The following is a 15,867-nucleotide window of genomic DNA, read 5'->3' on the forward strand; positions in this document are numbered from 1 at the left end:
GCGGCACCGGATGAACGCCGCATGCCATCGCACCGAACTGAAGGCGCGTCTGCTCGCATGGCAGGAATGGACGGGTGTGAAAGCTTCTCAGGAAAATTAATAAGGAAACCATATCTTCTCGCGATAGCCAAACTATCTACCTCAACTTGACAAAGCCCTCTGCAGGGATATCGTCGCCGACAGGTGGTCGGCCATTGCGGAGGTTCGGCTGTCGGCGGTGGTGAGGTGGCTCCAGGCTACTTCTCTGCCGTTCTGAGAATGATCAGGCGACTGTACGTCATCGGCCTGGTGTGGACCGATCGGCGCGGCCGCGATGCTGACCCACAGACTCGCTGCCTTCTCACTCCCAAGCCCCGCTTTCACCAACTGCGCGCCGCAACGTCGCCGGCAGCGACGTTGCGGCAGCGCGACGAGTCGGCTCAGCGCGTGCCGATCGTCATCACCAGATTTGCCTGCGAGCTAAGCCCCGCCGAATCGACCGCGGTCAGCGTTAGCGTGTAGGTTCCGGCGACCGGGTGCCGCCATTTGGCAACGAAGCCCGGCCCGCTCTCGATGAACACCATGCCGGACGGCGCGCCCTTGATGTCGACCTTCACGTTGTCCGCGCCTGGGTCCTCGATACCGATCACGCCGCTGACCGCGCGGCCCTCAACACCGCTGATCGGCGCAGCCGAGATCGCGGGGCCCGTTGCCACGGACGAGATCCGCACGCTCATCGTCGCCGAACCAGACTGGCCGTTGCTGGTGTCGGTCGCCTTGACGCTGACGCTATACGTGCCCTTCGCAGGCGTTCTCCAGCTGATCACGCCGGCGCTGCTGATCGACATGCCCGAAGGCGCGCCGCTGAGCGAGAACCTGACCGGATCGGCCGCACTGACGTCGACCTGATAGCTGAGCGGCTGTTTCGCCTGGCCCACGATCGTCGCTGCCTGCACGACCGGCCTCGATGCCGCGACGACGGTCACGTTCGCACTCGCGCTGCCCGTCGAGCCGGTGACCGTATCCTTCGCGGTCACGGTCACCTTGTAAGTGCCGGCGATCGGCTGCGCCCATGTCACCTGACCGGAGCTATCTATGCTCATGCCCTGCGGTGCATTCACGAGCGACCAACTGAGCGGGTCCGACGAGCTGGCCGCCACCGTGAACGACAGTGCGCTGCCCGCCGTACCCTTGACCGTCGCGGCCGACACGACCGGCGGCGGCGCCTTGGACACGCCGAGCGTCGACAGCAGGCTGCCGACCACCGGTGTACCGAGACCCGACGGCTGATCGTAGCCGGTATGGGCCGAGCAGCTCGAGCAGTAACCGTCGTTGCCCGAAGTGACGTCGTAAAACGCAGTCGCGTACAGACCCGCGTCGGTCGAGACGGTACCGTACAGCTGCGTCTGCGCGAGGCCGAGTGCGCCGAGACTGTTGCGCGCCCGCTGTGCATTGGCGACGGCGACGATGCCGGCCCATTGCGGGGTCGACAGACTGGTGCCGCCGACGCTGTACCAGCTCGGCGCGGCCGCGACGGGCGTGATGACCGCGACGTACTGACCGCTGAACGGATCCGCGTTGAACGACACGTCTCCAACCGATCGCTTCGTCAGCGTGCCGAGGCTAGGCACCGACGTGTTCTGATATGCCGGTACCGAGGTGTACTGACTGATGCCGCCGCCGGTACCTGACCACACCGTTTCGTTCTTGGCGGTGCCGTCGTAACTCAGACGGGTGCCGCCGACGGCCAGCACGTTCGGCGACACGGACGGCCATTCGACGCCGGTGCCGTTATCGCCGGTAGCGGCCACGTAGGTCATGTTCGCGTGCTTGAACGCCGAGTCGAGGGAGCCGGTCCACGAGCCTTCGGGGGCGCCGAAGCTCATCGACACGACGCCGGGCCCCATCGCGTTCGCGAGGTTGACCGCCGCGGTCATGCTGCCGGTCGACGCATCCGGCGCCTGGATCAGCACGATGCGCGCGAGCGGCGCGGTAGCGTGGACCCACTGCACGTCGAGCGCGATTTCGGTGGCCCAGCCCGAGTCGTACGACGGCGCGTTCGACGTCATCGCGCCGCTGGTCGTCGAGTGCACGACCGAGAACTGGCACGCGTTGCTGTCAGGGGCCGCGAGCGGCAGCGACGCGTTCGGCGCGATGGTGGTCGTCGTGCAGCCCGGCAAGCCGAATTTCTGGTCGAACGCCGCGAGTTCCTTGACGATGTTCGGATCGCTCATCGCATCGATCACGTAAATCGTCTGGCCGGCGCCCATTTGCGCGGCCTCGCTCGCGCTCAGATTGCTCCACGACGACGGCAGCGGCGGTAGCTGATAGGCCGCGCGAATTTGCGCCGGCGTATACGTCGTCACCTGCGTTGAATTCGACGCCGCCCGCGCAGTTTTCGTGGCGTACCGAGCAATCGTTTGCGGCGTCAGCTGCGCAAGCGACACGACCGCCATTGTCGACGTCGACGCTTGCGCGGCAGGAGGCTGATTGGCCGACGCGAAAGGCGCCGCGCTGTCGATGTCGGAAGGCGCGTTCAACACCACCGGGGCCGTGTAGAACGCAGGCCTCACCAGCGTGCTCGCCACCGTGCTCGACAGCGGCGACAACGACACCGAACTCGTGGCTGACGAGGTGTCGGCGAGCTTCACGGAGCTCGTGCCGCTCGACGCTGTCGAGTCGTCACTGCCGCCGCCGCATCCCGCCAGCAGTAGCGGCGCGAGCGCTGCGGTCACAAGGGTGGCACGCGCGAGCGTGCACAGAACCGGTCGGATAGTTTTCATTTCGATCGTCCTTCTTCGGGAGGCTGGACCGGAATTACCAGCACGGGTGGAGAAACCGCGGAGGCGGGCAGATCGGGCACGCGTCGCTGCCAGCCGCTCGAACAGGTCTGTACGGACGGGTAATAGCCGGGCGGTTCGGCGCACCAGAGTCTGACGCTTGCAGGTGGCTGGGCAGAAGGTGAAACGCGCGATGTCTGCGCTTGCGAGCTGCATGCGCCTAATCCGGACACCAGCGCGCAGGCGGCGCAGATTGCCGTGACGATGCCACGTAAGCGATTCAAGCCTGCCCACGCGTTACGTTTACCTAATGAAATAGAACGGGCTGCCGGCCTCGCGACATAATCAGAGAATTGAGCGTGCTCGTCGGTTTCAACAAGGCCAATAGCAATCCGATTGAGCTGGATCATCGTTGTTCGCGTCAGATTGGATACAGGGTTTGGGCGCACAAAGCGATGATTGGCCTGTCGGCACCGCGCGAGCAAGCTTGATGGCCATTCGCGGGTTAGTTGCCGGACAGACGGTGAGAGGACCTTACCATTTTTTATGCGACGGGAATATCGCATGCAGCGCGCGAAAACGGGGCCACATTTTCGGCCCCTACGACGCCCCGCTTCCACGTCTGGATAGTAGGGATTGTCCTTAAAAAAGAAGGGCCGTGCGGCGCATCACTAAACACGATCGTTCGATCCCGCGCGGCGGATTGATGCCGCTGACTTCTCGCGCGGCATACCGCGCAGTGCTCATCCGGCGGCTTGCGTGTGCGCGGCAACCGCATCGAGCGTGCGCGCCGAGTACACGGGCGTCTCGCGCGGTGCATGTCCTTTCGCGGAGGTCCGGGACCGATCGGAAAACGCCGATTGGTCCACACCAGGCCGATGGCGTACAGTCGCCTGATCATTTTCTCCGAACGGCAGAGAAGTAGCCTAATGCCACCTCACCACCGCCGACGGCCGAACGTCCGCAATGGCCGATGACGAGCGTTGGTCATTTACGATTCGACGGCCGGTTACGAGGTGTAGCCGACGCTTGAACGTCCGACCGCCGGTGCATGTGAACGGCAGGTTGTGGCCGGTTGCTCCCCCTTGAGCTATGACGCCACAAAGCGGCCACTTGCCCGGGCGAATCGTTCCGACCCGCGGCTTAAGGTGCTGAGAGCTGAATGCGTACAGTCGGCCAGTTTCCGCCATAGCACATCGACTCGCGACCGTCCGTAAGTGAACTCACAGGCGCCGCTCATTCATGGGAAAATTCAAAAAGTCGCTTCCGCGCGAAGAAGCATCGTCTTTCAGCTAACGAGCCATCGCCTTTCCGATATGTTCGGCGAACGCCTTCACCGTGGCCGAATGCGGGCGCTCCAGCGGGCTGACCACATGGATCGGTATCGGGATGGTTTCCCAGTCCGGCAATATCTGCTGTACCTGGCCACTTGCCAGTTCGTCGTCGAACAGCCAGGACGGGAAATATCCGATACCCATATCCCGCGAGGACCGACGCCCGCATGACCTCACTGCTGTTGGTTTGCAGATTCCCTTCGATCCGCACGATCCATATGGTTCCACCGGACGCTGATCACCTCGTCACGCAGCGGGCGCAGGCGGGGCATCCGATGTGTATTTGCGTAGTCGCTGCGAAACCAGATGAGAAGGCCTCTCGATCATCCGATAAAACGCATAGCTGATGACAAACGCCAGTGCCACCTGCACGAACCATGCGAATCGGGAAGTACTGTCAAATTGAGTCATTTCCAGAAGTGCAAGCGCCATCTTGTGACAAAGATAGAGGCTATAGGACCATGCGCCTAAAGCAGCGAGTTTGGTCCATACGCTTGCCTCGGAGGGCGTGGCTGTCTCCGTCGCGATCCAGATTGCCGCGAGGAACTGAAAAAGCGGAAGCGTGATGTCCGGCGTGACAATCGGCACGAATGCCGGTTTGAGATTCGACCCGGATAGCAGAATCATGATGGCCGCGCCTGCCATAACAACGGTCACCCTTAGCGCCACGAGGTGGCGCGCCAGGAACCGGGTGCTCAGATCAAGGCCGCGACTGATGATCATGGTGAACGGCGAATAGGCGCCGCGAACGTTGAACTGCGTCGTGTCGCGCTGCGTTTCCGCGATCAGGCAACCGGAAATCCATCCGGCGGCATACAGCAAAGCTGTACCGGGAACTCCGTAAGTCTCGTACACGCATCCGTGACATGCCGGGTGCCCAACGAGGCGAACCACCGCCACCATCGCGCCAGCCACAATCGCGCTGCCAACAATCATTTCGCCGATGTATCGGAAGCGCGCGCGCAAGAGTGGGTACACGGCGTAATACACCATCTCGCAGTAGAGCGACCAAAGCACGGACTCGAGATAGTTTTGTCCGGTGGGTAGAGGCTGGACGAGGCATAGCAGGATGACCAGTGGCAACCCGATGCGGACGAATCTGGACCCGTAATAGTTGATCGGTTTGAGAGAGACGTCCCTCTGATATGCGTTGTGGATGCAATAGCCGGAAATGACAAAGAAAACGATGACGGCGGCGGGGCCGGCAAACAGCGCTGTTGACCCCGACCACAATGCGTTGCCCAGAAAGGCTAGCCGATGTGGTATCAGCTCTTTAAATTCGGGCGGTCGAAAGTGGTACATCAGGACCCAGACGGCCGCGAGGAATCGGATGGCATCTAACTTGGGCGACTTCTTCAGATTTGCAGACGCTAACGGATTCGATGTGGTTGCCATTCTGTCTCCCCCATATTCTGTCTGTGACGATTCTGCCTCCGCTAGACACGAAAAAAATCGAAAACAATGGCGAAATTAATGCACTTCCCTGGTTGCGTCGAAATGCGTGTGTGCTGAAGGGCGATTCAGGTGGCGATGCGGAAGGGCGCTACGGATGCGGTTGAAAAAGTCGCTGACTGTCTCTCTCGCGTTCGACCGGTTTTACGAGGTGGCAATCCGCTGGCAAATAGGTGCGACAAAACAAACCGCTGCCGTCGTCGCTCAACGCCGCGGTTCTATCCTTGCGTTTGACATTGGGTGGTGTATAGCGAGTGTCTCGTTTGCGCCGTCTCGGAGACATTGGCCGGAGAGGCATGATTGACTTTTGTGGGTCGACGACGCTAATCACGAAGTTCGCCGATGGGAGGGTCACGACCGACAAGCCCCAATTTGATTAGTGGGTGACTGAGGCAAGCAAAGTGCATTGAGGCTGCAGACTCCTCCATGCCGGTCGGCACACCACTCGCGGCACGAATGAAAAGGCTCCCGATGCACTGGGAGCTAGATCATCTCGGTCCATACGGGACTAAAACCCGCGACCAACGGATTAAACGGTTGGGTTAAAGCATCACGGCACCGCTGTGCGCGCGCTTACAGACTCCGCGACTGCAGGCACCGTGCTTTCGGGGGCTGCGCCCACGGGCACCGCGGCTGCAGGTAGTGCTCGATAACTCCGGTCCAGATACGCAGCAATGCTGACGCAGATAGTGATTACGAACCCGACGTTCAACATACTGAAGTTGCGCAATTCTCCAGGATAGCAAAACGCCAGGAATAACGGCACATTGACCAGCAGGGCAATCTTCAAATGCTGTCGCACGGCCGGCAAAAGTTTGCCCCACGCGGTGCGCACGAGCGCCGCGACCAAAACGATATTGATCACATTGAAGCCCTTGGTCATTGGAATGCCGTAGTTGTATTCGAAGCCTATGTAACTCGACGGATGGATAAGGAAAACGAGATTCTCCATCAGGTGGTATGTCACGACGCCGCCGCCGTTGTGCGCGTACTTCAGCTTGATCACCACGTTGACCGCCCCTGCAACGACCAGCAACACACACTGGACCGCCAACGTTGCTTTAACCGAAAACCGTGTGCGCAAGAACGGGAACAACGTGAGGATGAAAAAGAAAAAAGACTCCTTGTTCAACGTCGCCAGTGCGGTAATCGCGATGAGCCATAACACCCGCCCTCGCATTGAGAACCAGACCGCTATCGCCATGAACAGAAGCTCCGGCGGATCATAAAAATAGCCGCCAACGGTGAGGATAAGCGGCAGGATCGCTGCAAAGGCGATCGGCGCCAGCGTGGCGGCAACCCGGTTGGGCTGCATGTCGATGCATACCGCGCGCAGGGCGAACATCGCCAGCAGCAGCGACGCGAACGACATGGCATAGATCAGGTAATAGCGTAGGGCGTATTGGGGGTTGCGGGCGTCGACGGCATTTGGGTAGAACTCTGCAATGGGATGATAGTTGCGCTTTTTGTCGAACAGTACGGCGGTGGCGTGATCACGGACGCTGATCGGCAACGCGCGCTCAATGCTGTTGGCAATGAGCGGCAATAGTTGTCGGTATACATACGGGCGCTCGGCGGTTCCGTCGACCATCGCAGGCAGCGACGCGTTGGTCGCAAACAGAACTGGCATGTCCTCGCGAAACTGCCACTTTGTGAAGAAGCCGCTGAACGACGCGGAAGCCATCACGAAATAGATGAAAGCGAGAAAAAGCCAGCGAATGCCCGGACGGGAAAGTGGTTCGTTCATCAGGACTTCCTCCAAGAAGATGGGATTGCTGGCAAGGCGCCAGATATCTTTCCCTACCGCAGTCGCCGCATGTAGCCGCGTGTGCGCACAGGAATACGTCGAGCAAAAGAAATGCGCTGGCTGAATGTTCCCCGGTTTTCGGGGCGATGAAGGTGGCCTATCGCACGGATCGATACGATACGCCGCGTACCATCGCATGCAAATCACCCCAAGCAGGCTGTTCATAGGCCGACAGTTCGTTGCGTCGGCATACAAGTAAAACTAACGACGACAGTCCGAGGCAAAACATGTCTGATGCAAGCATTCCCCTGTGTGTCGACCTCGACGGGACGCTAACGTGCACCGATCTTCTTGTTGAGTCTTTTCTTGTTCTTTTTAAGAGGAATCCTCTCTATGTGTTCTACTGCATCGTGTGGTTACTGCGAGGGAAGGCGAATCTGAAAGCACAGATTGCTTCGCGCGTGGCAATCGATGTGTCGGTGCTTCCGTACGACCCGAGGTTTGTCGAGTTCTTGCGCGAGGAACAGTCGAACGGGCGCGACCTGTACCTTTGCACTGCATCGAACCAACGATTCGCGGAACAAGTCGCCACCCACTTCGGCTTTTTCAAAGGTGTCATGGCGAGTAACGAGGCGCGTAATCTGTCCGGCAAAAACAAGGCGGGCGCGCTATCGGCGGAATTCGGTGTGGGTGGCTTCGATTACTGCGGCAATGCGCTCGCCGATGTCGCCGTCTGGAAGCAGGCACGCAGGGCGATTGTCGTGGGAAGCCGTCATATCGCTGCCGCGGCGCAGAAGGTCAACAATACGACCCTTTTCTTCGAGCGGAAACGTTCCTTCGTGCGCCTCGTCATCAAGGAAATGCGGGTTCATCAGTGGGTCAAGAATCTGCTGATCTTCGTGCCGCTACTGGCGTCGCATCGCTTCACCGATGTCAATTCCATCTTCGCCGAAGGCATCGCCTTTTTGTCTTTCAGCTTTTGCGCGTCATCCGTGTATTTGCTGAACGACATGCTCGATCTCGATGCCGACCGGCGTCACATGCGCAAGCGCAACCGGCCGTTCGCGTCGGGCCAGCTATCACTGACCTTCGGTATTTTTCTGACGCTTGCGCTGCTCGCGGCAAGCGCCGCGCTGACGGTTTTGCTGCCTTCTGAATTCGGCCTGGTGCTGGCGTGTTATCTCGTCGCGACCGTGGCTTATTCGTTCGCGCTCAAGCGCATGATGCTCGTCGACGTCTTTACGCTCGCTGCGTTGTACACCGTACGTATTGCCGCTGGCGGCGCGGCCGACGACATTCCGCTTTCGCATTGGTTGATCATGTTTTCAGTACTTATCTTCCTGAGCCTTGCGATGGTCAAGCGTTACACGGAACTCGATGCACTCTTGTTGCGAGACGGCGAATGCGCGGTAGCAGGGCGCGGTTATATCACTCAAGACCTGGGGATCCTGCGTTCATTCGGTACCGCGTCCGGATACCTTGCCGTGCTGGTTCTTGCACTCTACATGAACTCTTCCGAAATCAGCATCCTGTATCATCATCAACACGCCCTCTGGTTCTTGTTCGGCCTTTTGTTGTACTGGATCAGCCGAGTCTGGATGCTTGCATTCCGCGGCCAGATGCACGACGATCCAATCGTGTTTGCAATCAAGGACCGGCTGAGCATGCTGGTCATCGGCCTTTGCATCGCGACAGTTATTGTCGCTATCTGACTGGTTCCCTTCGTTCCTATGTCCATTTTATTTCTTTTGCTGAGCGGTACTTTTAGCGCGATGGCCAGTATTTTGTTGCGTGTGGCCGGGAAAATAGTCGTTGCTCAAGGAGACGTATTGATAGCAGGGTTTGCTAGCCGACCCTTGCTTTTGCGGATGGCGGCGATTGGTGCGTATGGAGCTGGATTCCTGTTTTATGCGCTGGCACTAAGGCGCGTTGAACTCAGCGTTGCCTATCCATTGATGGTCGCGGTGACGATCCTGGAAATCCTGTTGTTCGGCTTTTTTGCCGGCGAGGCGGTATCGCTGCGTACCTTGGCGGGCGCGGCGCTCCTGCTCGCCAGCGTCCTGCTGCTGTATCTACCGGCGGCAGCAGCGGTTCGGCCGTGAGAGTGCCTTGCGGCTGGCCCATTAGATGCGCCGCATAACTTGGCGAACTGACGATGGGGCGGATCACAGGTTGCAACGAACCCGCCTGCTGCCGCGGGGAGAAAGCAACCGCTTTGCACCGGTTGAATCCGCCACCCGAAAGCCGCCGTTGAGAATGGCTGTTCTGACGGGCCGAAGTGGGCGCCGCGCATTGAGATCGGGTGCCAGACGACACGTTCGGATGGTGGGGGCCTTGCAAGCCCTGTGAGGCTGGAAAGGCGGCGATGGGCAAATAGCGCGAGGCCGCACGACGTGTGGGCCGTGCTGTTTATCTCCCGCGCGAACGGGATGCTCTGACACTGCAGACGATTGCAGAGACGGGCATAAAATGCTCTTGTATATTGGGCGTCAAAAGGACCGCTATCGAACCGGTAGCGTTCGGTGGCGTCCTGTCAGTCGAATGACCGAGGGGGCGATGGTCGAAATTTGTCGCGACGACGCTTTCGTGGATCAACTGGGCGGCGACGAACGTTCGGGAGCAACTGGTGCTCGATGTGCGAACCGACGAGCATATGGCGGCCGACTACCGCATCTAGCGCGTATGCTCCCGAAAAGCATCGCAGTGAAACAGTAAGTAGCCAGCATTAAAAGAAACCGTAGCACTCACACTCTTGCGAGGTCGTCATGCTTTCCTTCATTGGTACGGTGATCGTAGGGCTGGTCGTCGGATTGATTGCGCGGGCGCTTAAGCCCGGAGACGACAGCATGGGCCTCATTTTGACCATCATCCTCGGCATTGCGGGCTCACTGATTGCGGGCTATGTCGGGCGTGGGCTGGGCTGGTATCAACCAGGCCAGGCGGCGGGCTGGGTCGCGTCGGTCATTGGCGCGATCGTCCTGCTGGTCATTTACGGACTGGTGCGCCGGCGGCGTTAATCTGCGCGCTCGCGAGAATCGGGCGAAGCATGCCGTTTGGGTAGGCCAGTATCCTGGCCACATTCAGCCATTCGGCATCAACCGGCGGCGCGCACAGGTTTTCCGGTTCACTCGATCGTGTACTTGACAGGGCTTTCGCACATTCTGCAATGTGCAAGTTGCGTCTTCGCCAGATGGCGAGTGCCTTTTATGTAGTTCGTGGGCCGGGAGAACGGGCTTTCCGTGCTGCTCCAGGCGCGGCATGACGCGCTTGGTGCGCAGCCGCAGGTGGTCGCGCTTGTCGCGCAGCCTCGCCTTGGGAAGACCCGCGTCTTGCAAGAGTTCTACCGTTGGCTGAACCAGTTTGAGGATCCCGGCAACTACTGGCCCGACGCGCTTCCTGGCGGCGATGCCAGCCTGCGCGTCAATCCGATCTTCGAAGGGTATCTCCCACCATGTTCAATATTCTCCTCGTTCCGCTGGACGGCTCAGCCCAGAGTGTCTACGTCGTCGACCTGGCCAGCCGCGTGGCGGTGCCAGGTACGGCAACCGTACACCTTCTATGCGTTGTCGACCCATCCTACGCGTTGCCTCCCGGTTCCGAAAACGGTGTCGCGCCCGATGGCCTGACCTATCCGCCAGCACAGGCGCAGACATCTTTCGCACGATCCGTCCTGGCTGCCGCAGCCGCACAGCTTGCCGACCGGAATCTCACGGTGGAACAGCACTTCTGCGCGGGAAATCCGGCCGACGTCGTCATCGAACAAGCCCGGCTGCTGACAGCGGAGGTCATTGTGATGGGACATCACCATTTGTCACGGCTACGCCGCTGGGCCAACCCGTCGACCAGCGGAGAAGTCATCGACCGGTCGAGCTGTCCGGTACTGATCGAAACCCGCGACAAGGGCTAACCTCAGACCCTGGTCAGGTGGTAGCCGCTTTAGAGAGCTGCGAGTGGCGCTTGTGGGGCGACTCCTGCCAGAGGAACAACCGGCGTCGGTCACGCTTGCGCTCAGCGTAAATTAACTTTTTGGGGCGTCTGCGCGAGCGTTATCAAAAAATCGACTGCCCGGTAAGCGTGGTCAGCCGTTCCAATGCCCGGGCGCCGACAAGCGAATTGCCATTGCTATCCAGCCCCGGCGACCACACGCACACCGCCATCTCGCCGGGCAGCACGGCGACGATCCCGCCGCCCACGCCGCTTTTCGCCGGCAAGCCGACACGGTAGACGAAATCGCCCGCCGCGTCATAGGTGCCGCAGGTCAGCATCAGCGCGGAAAGACGCTTGGCTGAACTCGTGTCGAGAATCCGCTCGCCGGTGGCCGGCACCACCCCGTGATTGGTCAGAAACAGCGCCGCCGTCGCCAGCTCGACGCAACTCATCGAGATCGCGCATTGCCGGCAGTAAGCATCGACCACCACCTCCGGTGGCATCTCCATGTTGCCGAAGCTCGCCATGAAATGCGCCATCGCGCGATTGCGGTGGGCGTTCTGCAACTCCGATTGCGCGACGCGCGAATCGTAGTCGATGCTCGTTTCGCCCGTCAGCCGGCGCATGAATTCGACCAGCGCCGTCTCGGCTTGCACGAAACGGCGGCACAGCACGTCGGTGACGACCAGCGCGCCCGCGTTGATGAACGGATTGCGCGGCTTGCCCTGTTCGGCCTCGAGCTGAACCAGCGAATTGAAGGCGGTGCCCGACGGTTCGCGTCCTACGCGCTGCCACAACGCGTCGCCGAGCAGGCGGAAGGCCATCGTGCAGGCGAACAGCTTCGAAATGCTCTGAATGGAAAAGCGCGTGTCGGCGTCGCCGGTACGGAAGACCTCGCCCGATGCCGTGACGATCGCCATGCCGAAACTATCGGCGGGCACTCTGGCGAGTTCGGGAATGTAATCGGCAACTTTGCCGGTGCCCAGATAAGGCTGCAGATCGCCGTGGATCTGTTCGAGGACGGATGCGTAGTTCATGGGGCTCGGACCGTTGGAGCCGCGATTCTACTGGCAAGCCGGAACGAGTTGTTCCCGCCGCACATCGCGCAGGTCGCCGTGCGTCGCGTCCAGGTTCGGGCGGCGTTCGGCGAGCGTCCCCGAGCGTCCCCGAGCGGCTATGCTAATCTTGCTGTCTTTCTGGCAACAATCGGGCAAAACGGACTCCATGATGGAGACTTTTGATCCAGACGGCGTCGAGCAACCGGTCTTCGTGATCGGGGAGCGGTACGAGACGCTGGACGAACCGTTGGGCGCCTATCGTCGCGCGCGGCTGATCCACGTGAGCGCCGGGGTGCTGATCGTGCGCACCGAGACCGAGCGCTGGGTCGTGCCGCCAGGCCACGCGGTCTGGATGCCCGCGGGTCTGCTGCACCGCTTGTCCGCCGCCGGTCCTGTCGAGTTTCATGCGCTCTATGTCGGCATGGACGCCGCGCCGCTCCCACCGCACAGCTGCGCCGTCGTGCCCGACCCCTTGGTGGCAGCGTTGCTGATCGCCGCGGCTGATCTGCCGCGCGACCAACCGTTCGACGAACCCGCCGCGCGTCTCGTGCAAGTGCTGCTGGACCGTCTGCCGACTCTGCGCACTGCGCCGTTGGGGTTGAACTGGCCGCGCGATCCGCGTGCCGAACGGATCGCCGACGGGTTGAGCGCTAACCCGGCCGACGCCGCGGTACTCGAAGAGCTGGCCGCGGCCGCCGGCGTGACGGCCCGCACGGCGGCGCGCCTGTTCGTCAAGGAAACGGGGCAAACGTTCGGCCAGTGGCGCCAGCAGCTTCGCCTGCTGGTCGCGCTGGAACACCTTGGCGCGGGCGCGAGCGTCACGCAGGTGGCGCTCGAGGTGGGCTACAGCGACGTGTCGTCGTTTATCGCCGTGTTCCGGGACGCGTTCGGCGACACGCCCGCACGTTATTTCCGCTGACGCATGGCCATCGGCATCGCCCTCAATGCGCGCCCGCCGCATCCGGGCCGCCACCGCCCTTGCTCGGCCGCGTAATCCAGATCAACGGAATGATCAGAATAAAGATGACCGCGGAGACGAAGAAGATATCGTTCAGGCCCATCATCGCCGCCTGCGTGTTCACGGTGAAATCGAACAACGCATGGGCGGATTGCGGATTCAGATGCAGCAGCGACTGGGTCGAATCCATCTGCTGATTGAACACCGGGTTGTTGATGGAGGCCTGCTCGGTAAGCCGTTCGTGATGCAGCACCGTGCGGTTGTTCCACTCGTTGCCGGCGATCGACGTGCCCACCGCGCCGCAAAATACGCGAGCGAAATTCGACAGACCCGCCGCCGCTGGAATCTTGCTCGACGGCTGGCCGGACAGGATGATCGAAGTCAGCGGCACGAAGAACAACGCCATTGGAATGCCTTGCAGCAGCGTGGGTATCACCAGATGCCAGGTGTCGATCTCGATCACGTACTTCGAGCGCATATAAAACACGATCGCAAAGCCGATGAACGCCAGTGTGGCGATCACACGCGCATCCGAGCGCGGCAGCACGCGGCCCATCACCGGCGCGAGCAGCACCGCGAACACACCGAGCGGCGCGGTCACGAGACCGGCATCGACGGAACGGTAGTTCAGATACTCCTGCATCCATTGCGGCAGCAGCACGAGGTTGCCGAAGAACACGCCGTACGCGACCGAAATCGCAATGGTGCCGCCGAGAAAGTTGCGCTGCTGAAAAAGCCGCAAATCTACGATCGGATTTTCCTCGGTCAATTCCCACACGAGGAAGAACGCGAAACTGACGAGCGCGGTAATGCCGAGAATCACGATCACCGGCGACGAAAACCAGTCGAGGTCCTTGCCCTTGTCGAGCATGATCTGCAGCGAGGCGACCCACGTGATCAGGAGGCCCAGCCCGACCATGTCGATGGGCGGCTTGCGGGTCGGCGACTCGCGGGTGCGGTAGATCATCCAGGTGACGCCGGCCGCGAAAATGCCGACCGGAATGTTGATGTAGAAGATCCACGACCAGCTATAACTATCCGTGATCCAGCCGCCGAGCGCCGGGCCCGCAATCGGGCCGACGGTCGCGGTCATTGCCCATAGGGCGAGCGCGGTCGAGGATTTCTCCTTCGGATACGAGCCGAGCAGAATGGCTTGCGACAGCGGGATCAGCGGGCCGGCCACGGCGCCCTGGAAGATCCGCGCGAGCAGCAGGATCGGCAGCGTCGGCGCAATGCCGCACAACCACGACGCCAGCACGAACATCAGGATCGCGCCGACGAACAGCTTCACCTGGCCGATGCGTTGCGTGAGCCAGCCGGTGAGCGGAATCGACACGGCATTGGCCGCGGCGAACACGGTGATGACCCACGTGCCTTCATCGACCGAGACGCCGAGATTGCCCGAAATGGTTGGGATCGCAACGTTCGCGATCGACGTGTCGAGCACGTTCATGAAGGTGGCGAGCGCGACGGCGATCGTGGCCAGCACCAGTTGGCCGCCCTTCAGCGGCGGCGGTGGTGCAGGCGGCGCCGAGGCAGGCGCGGAAGTGGACTGGCTCAAACGGTTCTCCGGATCGGTGTGCCGCGGACATGCTGCGGGGGAGTTGTATTTCGTGCCCGCGCGATGCGTCGGGCCGCAGGTCCGCTGAATGCTCGCAAAAGCATACCTGTATTCACGTTTGGACGTCATCGGCGCGCGCAAAGGCGGCGGCGAAAACAAATCCGGCAGCGTATGCTCGCGGCTGAGGCTGCACACGGCCGCACGGCGCGATCCCTCGTCACGCCTGGCACAGCGCGTGCGGAACGACCATCCACGAATCGACAAATAGAAGGAACGAATATGGCCTGGGAGCAATTCGAACACGGCTGGCGACGCGCGCCGGCGACCGCGCCTGCCAAAGGCTTGGTGGTGCTGATGCACGGCGTCGGCAGCAATGCGCGCGACCTGATGCCGCTTGCGGACATCTGGAGCGAGAGCCTGCCCGATGTGGCCTTCACTTCGCTCGACGGCACCGACGCCTTCGACGGCGGCTTCGGCGGACGTCAATGGTTCAGCCTGCGCGACGTCAACGAAGGCAATCGCGAGGCCCGTGTCGCCGCGGCCTATCCGGCGTTGCGGCGCATGCTCGAAGCCGAGCTTGCGCACTGGCGGGTATCTTTCGGGCGCCTTGCGCTGATTGGTTTCTCGCAAGGCTCGATCATGGCGATGCACCATGTGGCGACCAGCGCGGAAGGCGCGGCCGGCGTGGTCGCATATTCGGGGCGGCTCGCCTCCGTGATCGTCGCGCAGAACGGCACGGCGCTCACGCTGATCCACGGCGAAGACGACGAAGTGATCCCGGTGCAGGAACTCGAATACGCCGCCGACGCGTTCAGCAACGCCGGCTATACCGTCGACGCCTATGCGCTTCCAGGCATTGGTCACACGATTAACGCCGACGGCGTCGCGCTCGGCCAGGAGGCGCTGGAACACGCGCTGGGCGCTTTGTCGCGCGACTGACACGGTCGTGCCTGAAAAGCGGCCCTAAAGTTTTCTGATCTGCTTGCCGTTAACTGCTCATAGCATGAGAATCACCCCCGCCGCGCGGACCGCGGAACGCCCAACAGGGCGGCCCATGCGGCTCGGGTGACC

Annotated in this window: 13 protein-coding genes; 6 read left to right on the forward strand and 7 right to left on the reverse strand. The window is 61.3% G+C overall.

Features of this window, described 5'->3' with window-relative positions:
* Positions 1–419 precede the first annotated feature (419 nt).
* From P0D96_RS38535 to P0D96_RS38555, 5 genes are all read right to left on the reverse strand, one after another.
* On the reverse strand, positions 420–2,762 hold the full coding sequence (locus P0D96_RS38535; protein ID WP_408319053.1) for a S53 family peptidase: 2,343 nt from the start codon (positions 2,760–2,762) through the stop codon (positions 420–422).
* Positions 2,759–3,169: a hypothetical protein gene (locus tag P0D96_RS38540; RefSeq protein WP_408319055.1), complete on the reverse strand. Its 411-nt coding sequence runs from the start codon at positions 3,167–3,169 to the stop codon at positions 2,759–2,761. The genes P0D96_RS38535 and P0D96_RS38540 overlap by 4 nt, the downstream gene beginning before the upstream one ends.
* A gap of 882 nt (positions 3,170–4,051) precedes the next feature.
* A complete protein-coding gene (locus P0D96_RS38545; protein WP_408181742.1) occupies positions 4,052–4,237 on the reverse strand; it encodes a LysR substrate-binding domain-containing protein in 186 nt (61 codons plus the stop codon).
* A 102-nt stretch (positions 4,238–4,339) separates the two neighbouring features.
* Complete coding sequence (locus P0D96_RS38550) at positions 4,340–5,488, reverse strand: acyltransferase family protein (RefSeq protein ID WP_408291860.1); 1,149 nt, start codon at positions 5,486–5,488, stop codon at positions 4,340–4,342.
* A gap of 607 nt (positions 5,489–6,095) precedes the next feature.
* A complete protein-coding gene (locus tag P0D96_RS38555) occupies positions 6,096–7,292 on the reverse strand; it encodes a hypothetical protein (RefSeq protein WP_408319057.1) in 1,197 nt (398 codons plus the stop codon).
* A gap of 287 nt (positions 7,293–7,579) precedes the next feature.
* Between P0D96_RS38555 and P0D96_RS38560 the strand changes: the two genes are divergently transcribed.
* The 4 genes from P0D96_RS38560 (at position 7,580) to P0D96_RS38575 (ending at position 11,199) form a co-directional block, all read left to right on the forward strand.
* A complete protein-coding gene (locus P0D96_RS38560) occupies positions 7,580–9,004 on the forward strand; it encodes a UbiA family prenyltransferase (RefSeq protein ID WP_408181746.1) in 1,425 nt (474 codons plus the stop codon).
* A gap of 18 nt (positions 9,005–9,022) precedes the next feature.
* Positions 9,023–9,394, forward strand: a complete 372-nt coding sequence (locus P0D96_RS38565; RefSeq protein ID WP_408319059.1) for a ligand-binding protein SH3 — start codon at positions 9,023–9,025, stop codon at positions 9,392–9,394.
* 663 nt (positions 9,395–10,057) lie between these two features.
* On the forward strand, positions 10,058–10,309 hold the full coding sequence (locus P0D96_RS38570) for a GlsB/YeaQ/YmgE family stress response membrane protein (RefSeq protein WP_132377436.1): 252 nt from the start codon (positions 10,058–10,060) through the stop codon (positions 10,307–10,309).
* Between the two features lie 434 nt (positions 10,310–10,743).
* On the forward strand, positions 10,744–11,199 hold the full coding sequence (locus P0D96_RS38575; protein WP_408181747.1) for a universal stress protein: 456 nt from the start codon (positions 10,744–10,746) through the stop codon (positions 11,197–11,199).
* Between the two features lie 142 nt (positions 11,200–11,341).
* Here P0D96_RS38575 and P0D96_RS38580 read toward each other — a convergent pair whose 3' ends face one another.
* Complete coding sequence (locus tag P0D96_RS38580) at positions 11,342–12,256, reverse strand: glutaminase (RefSeq protein ID WP_408319061.1); 915 nt, start codon at positions 12,254–12,256, stop codon at positions 11,342–11,344.
* A gap of 187 nt (positions 12,257–12,443) precedes the next feature.
* Between P0D96_RS38580 and P0D96_RS38585 the strand changes: the two genes are divergently transcribed.
* Positions 12,444–13,196, forward strand: a complete 753-nt coding sequence (locus P0D96_RS38585; RefSeq protein ID WP_408291871.1) for an AraC family transcriptional regulator — start codon at positions 12,444–12,446, stop codon at positions 13,194–13,196.
* Positions 13,197–13,218: 22 nt separating this feature from the next.
* Here the strand turns inward: P0D96_RS38585 and P0D96_RS38590 are convergent, their stop codons facing one another.
* Positions 13,219–14,796, reverse strand: coding sequence for a DHA2 family efflux MFS transporter permease subunit (locus P0D96_RS38590; RefSeq protein WP_408319063.1), 1,578 nt, complete (start codon positions 14,794–14,796; stop codon positions 13,219–13,221).
* A 279-nt stretch (positions 14,797–15,075) separates the two neighbouring features.
* Between P0D96_RS38590 and P0D96_RS38595 the strand changes: the two genes are divergently transcribed.
* Positions 15,076–15,735, forward strand: coding sequence for an alpha/beta hydrolase (locus P0D96_RS38595; protein ID WP_408319064.1), 660 nt, complete (start codon positions 15,076–15,078; stop codon positions 15,733–15,735).
* Positions 15,736–15,867 lie beyond the last annotated feature (132 nt).

It is taken from the genome of Paraburkholderia sp. RL17-347-BIC-D (genome assembly GCF_046027915.1).
Classification (GTDB): domain Bacteria; phylum Pseudomonadota; class Gammaproteobacteria; order Burkholderiales; family Burkholderiaceae; genus Paraburkholderia.

Coding starts and splice junctions, on each gene's coding strand:
- P0D96_RS38555 (WP_408319057.1), bottom strand. CDS start 7,292: ATGAACGAACCACTTTCCCGTCCGGGCATTCGCTGGCTTTTTCTCGCT.
- P0D96_RS38580 (WP_408319061.1), bottom strand. CDS start 12,256: ATGAACTACGCATCCGTCCTCGAACAGATCCACGGCGATCTGCAGCCT.
- P0D96_RS38595 (WP_408319064.1), top strand. CDS start 15,076: ATGGCCTGGGAGCAATTCGAACACGGCTGGCGACGCGCGCCGGCGACC.
- P0D96_RS38570 (WP_132377436.1), top strand. CDS start 10,058: ATGCTTTCCTTCATTGGTACGGTGATCGTAGGGCTGGTCGTCGGATTG.
- P0D96_RS38545 (WP_408181742.1), bottom strand. CDS start 4,237: ATGGGTATCGGATATTTCCCGTCCTGGCTGTTCGACGACGAACTGGCA.
- P0D96_RS38560 (WP_408181746.1), top strand. CDS start 7,580: ATGTCTGATGCAAGCATTCCCCTGTGTGTCGACCTCGACGGGACGCTA.
- P0D96_RS38540 (WP_408319055.1), bottom strand. CDS start 3,169: ATGATCCAGCTCAATCGGATTGCTATTGGCCTTGTTGAAACCGACGAG.
- P0D96_RS38575 (WP_408181747.1), top strand. CDS start 10,744: ATGTTCAATATTCTCCTCGTTCCGCTGGACGGCTCAGCCCAGAGTGTC.
- P0D96_RS38585 (WP_408291871.1), top strand. CDS start 12,444: ATGATGGAGACTTTTGATCCAGACGGCGTCGAGCAACCGGTCTTCGTG.
- P0D96_RS38535 (WP_408319053.1), bottom strand. CDS start 2,762: ATGAAAACTATCCGACCGGTTCTGTGCACGCTCGCGCGTGCCACCCTT.
- P0D96_RS38550 (WP_408291860.1), bottom strand. CDS start 5,488: ATGGCAACCACATCGAATCCGTTAGCGTCTGCAAATCTGAAGAAGTCG.
- P0D96_RS38565 (WP_408319059.1), top strand. CDS start 9,023: ATGTCCATTTTATTTCTTTTGCTGAGCGGTACTTTTAGCGCGATGGCC.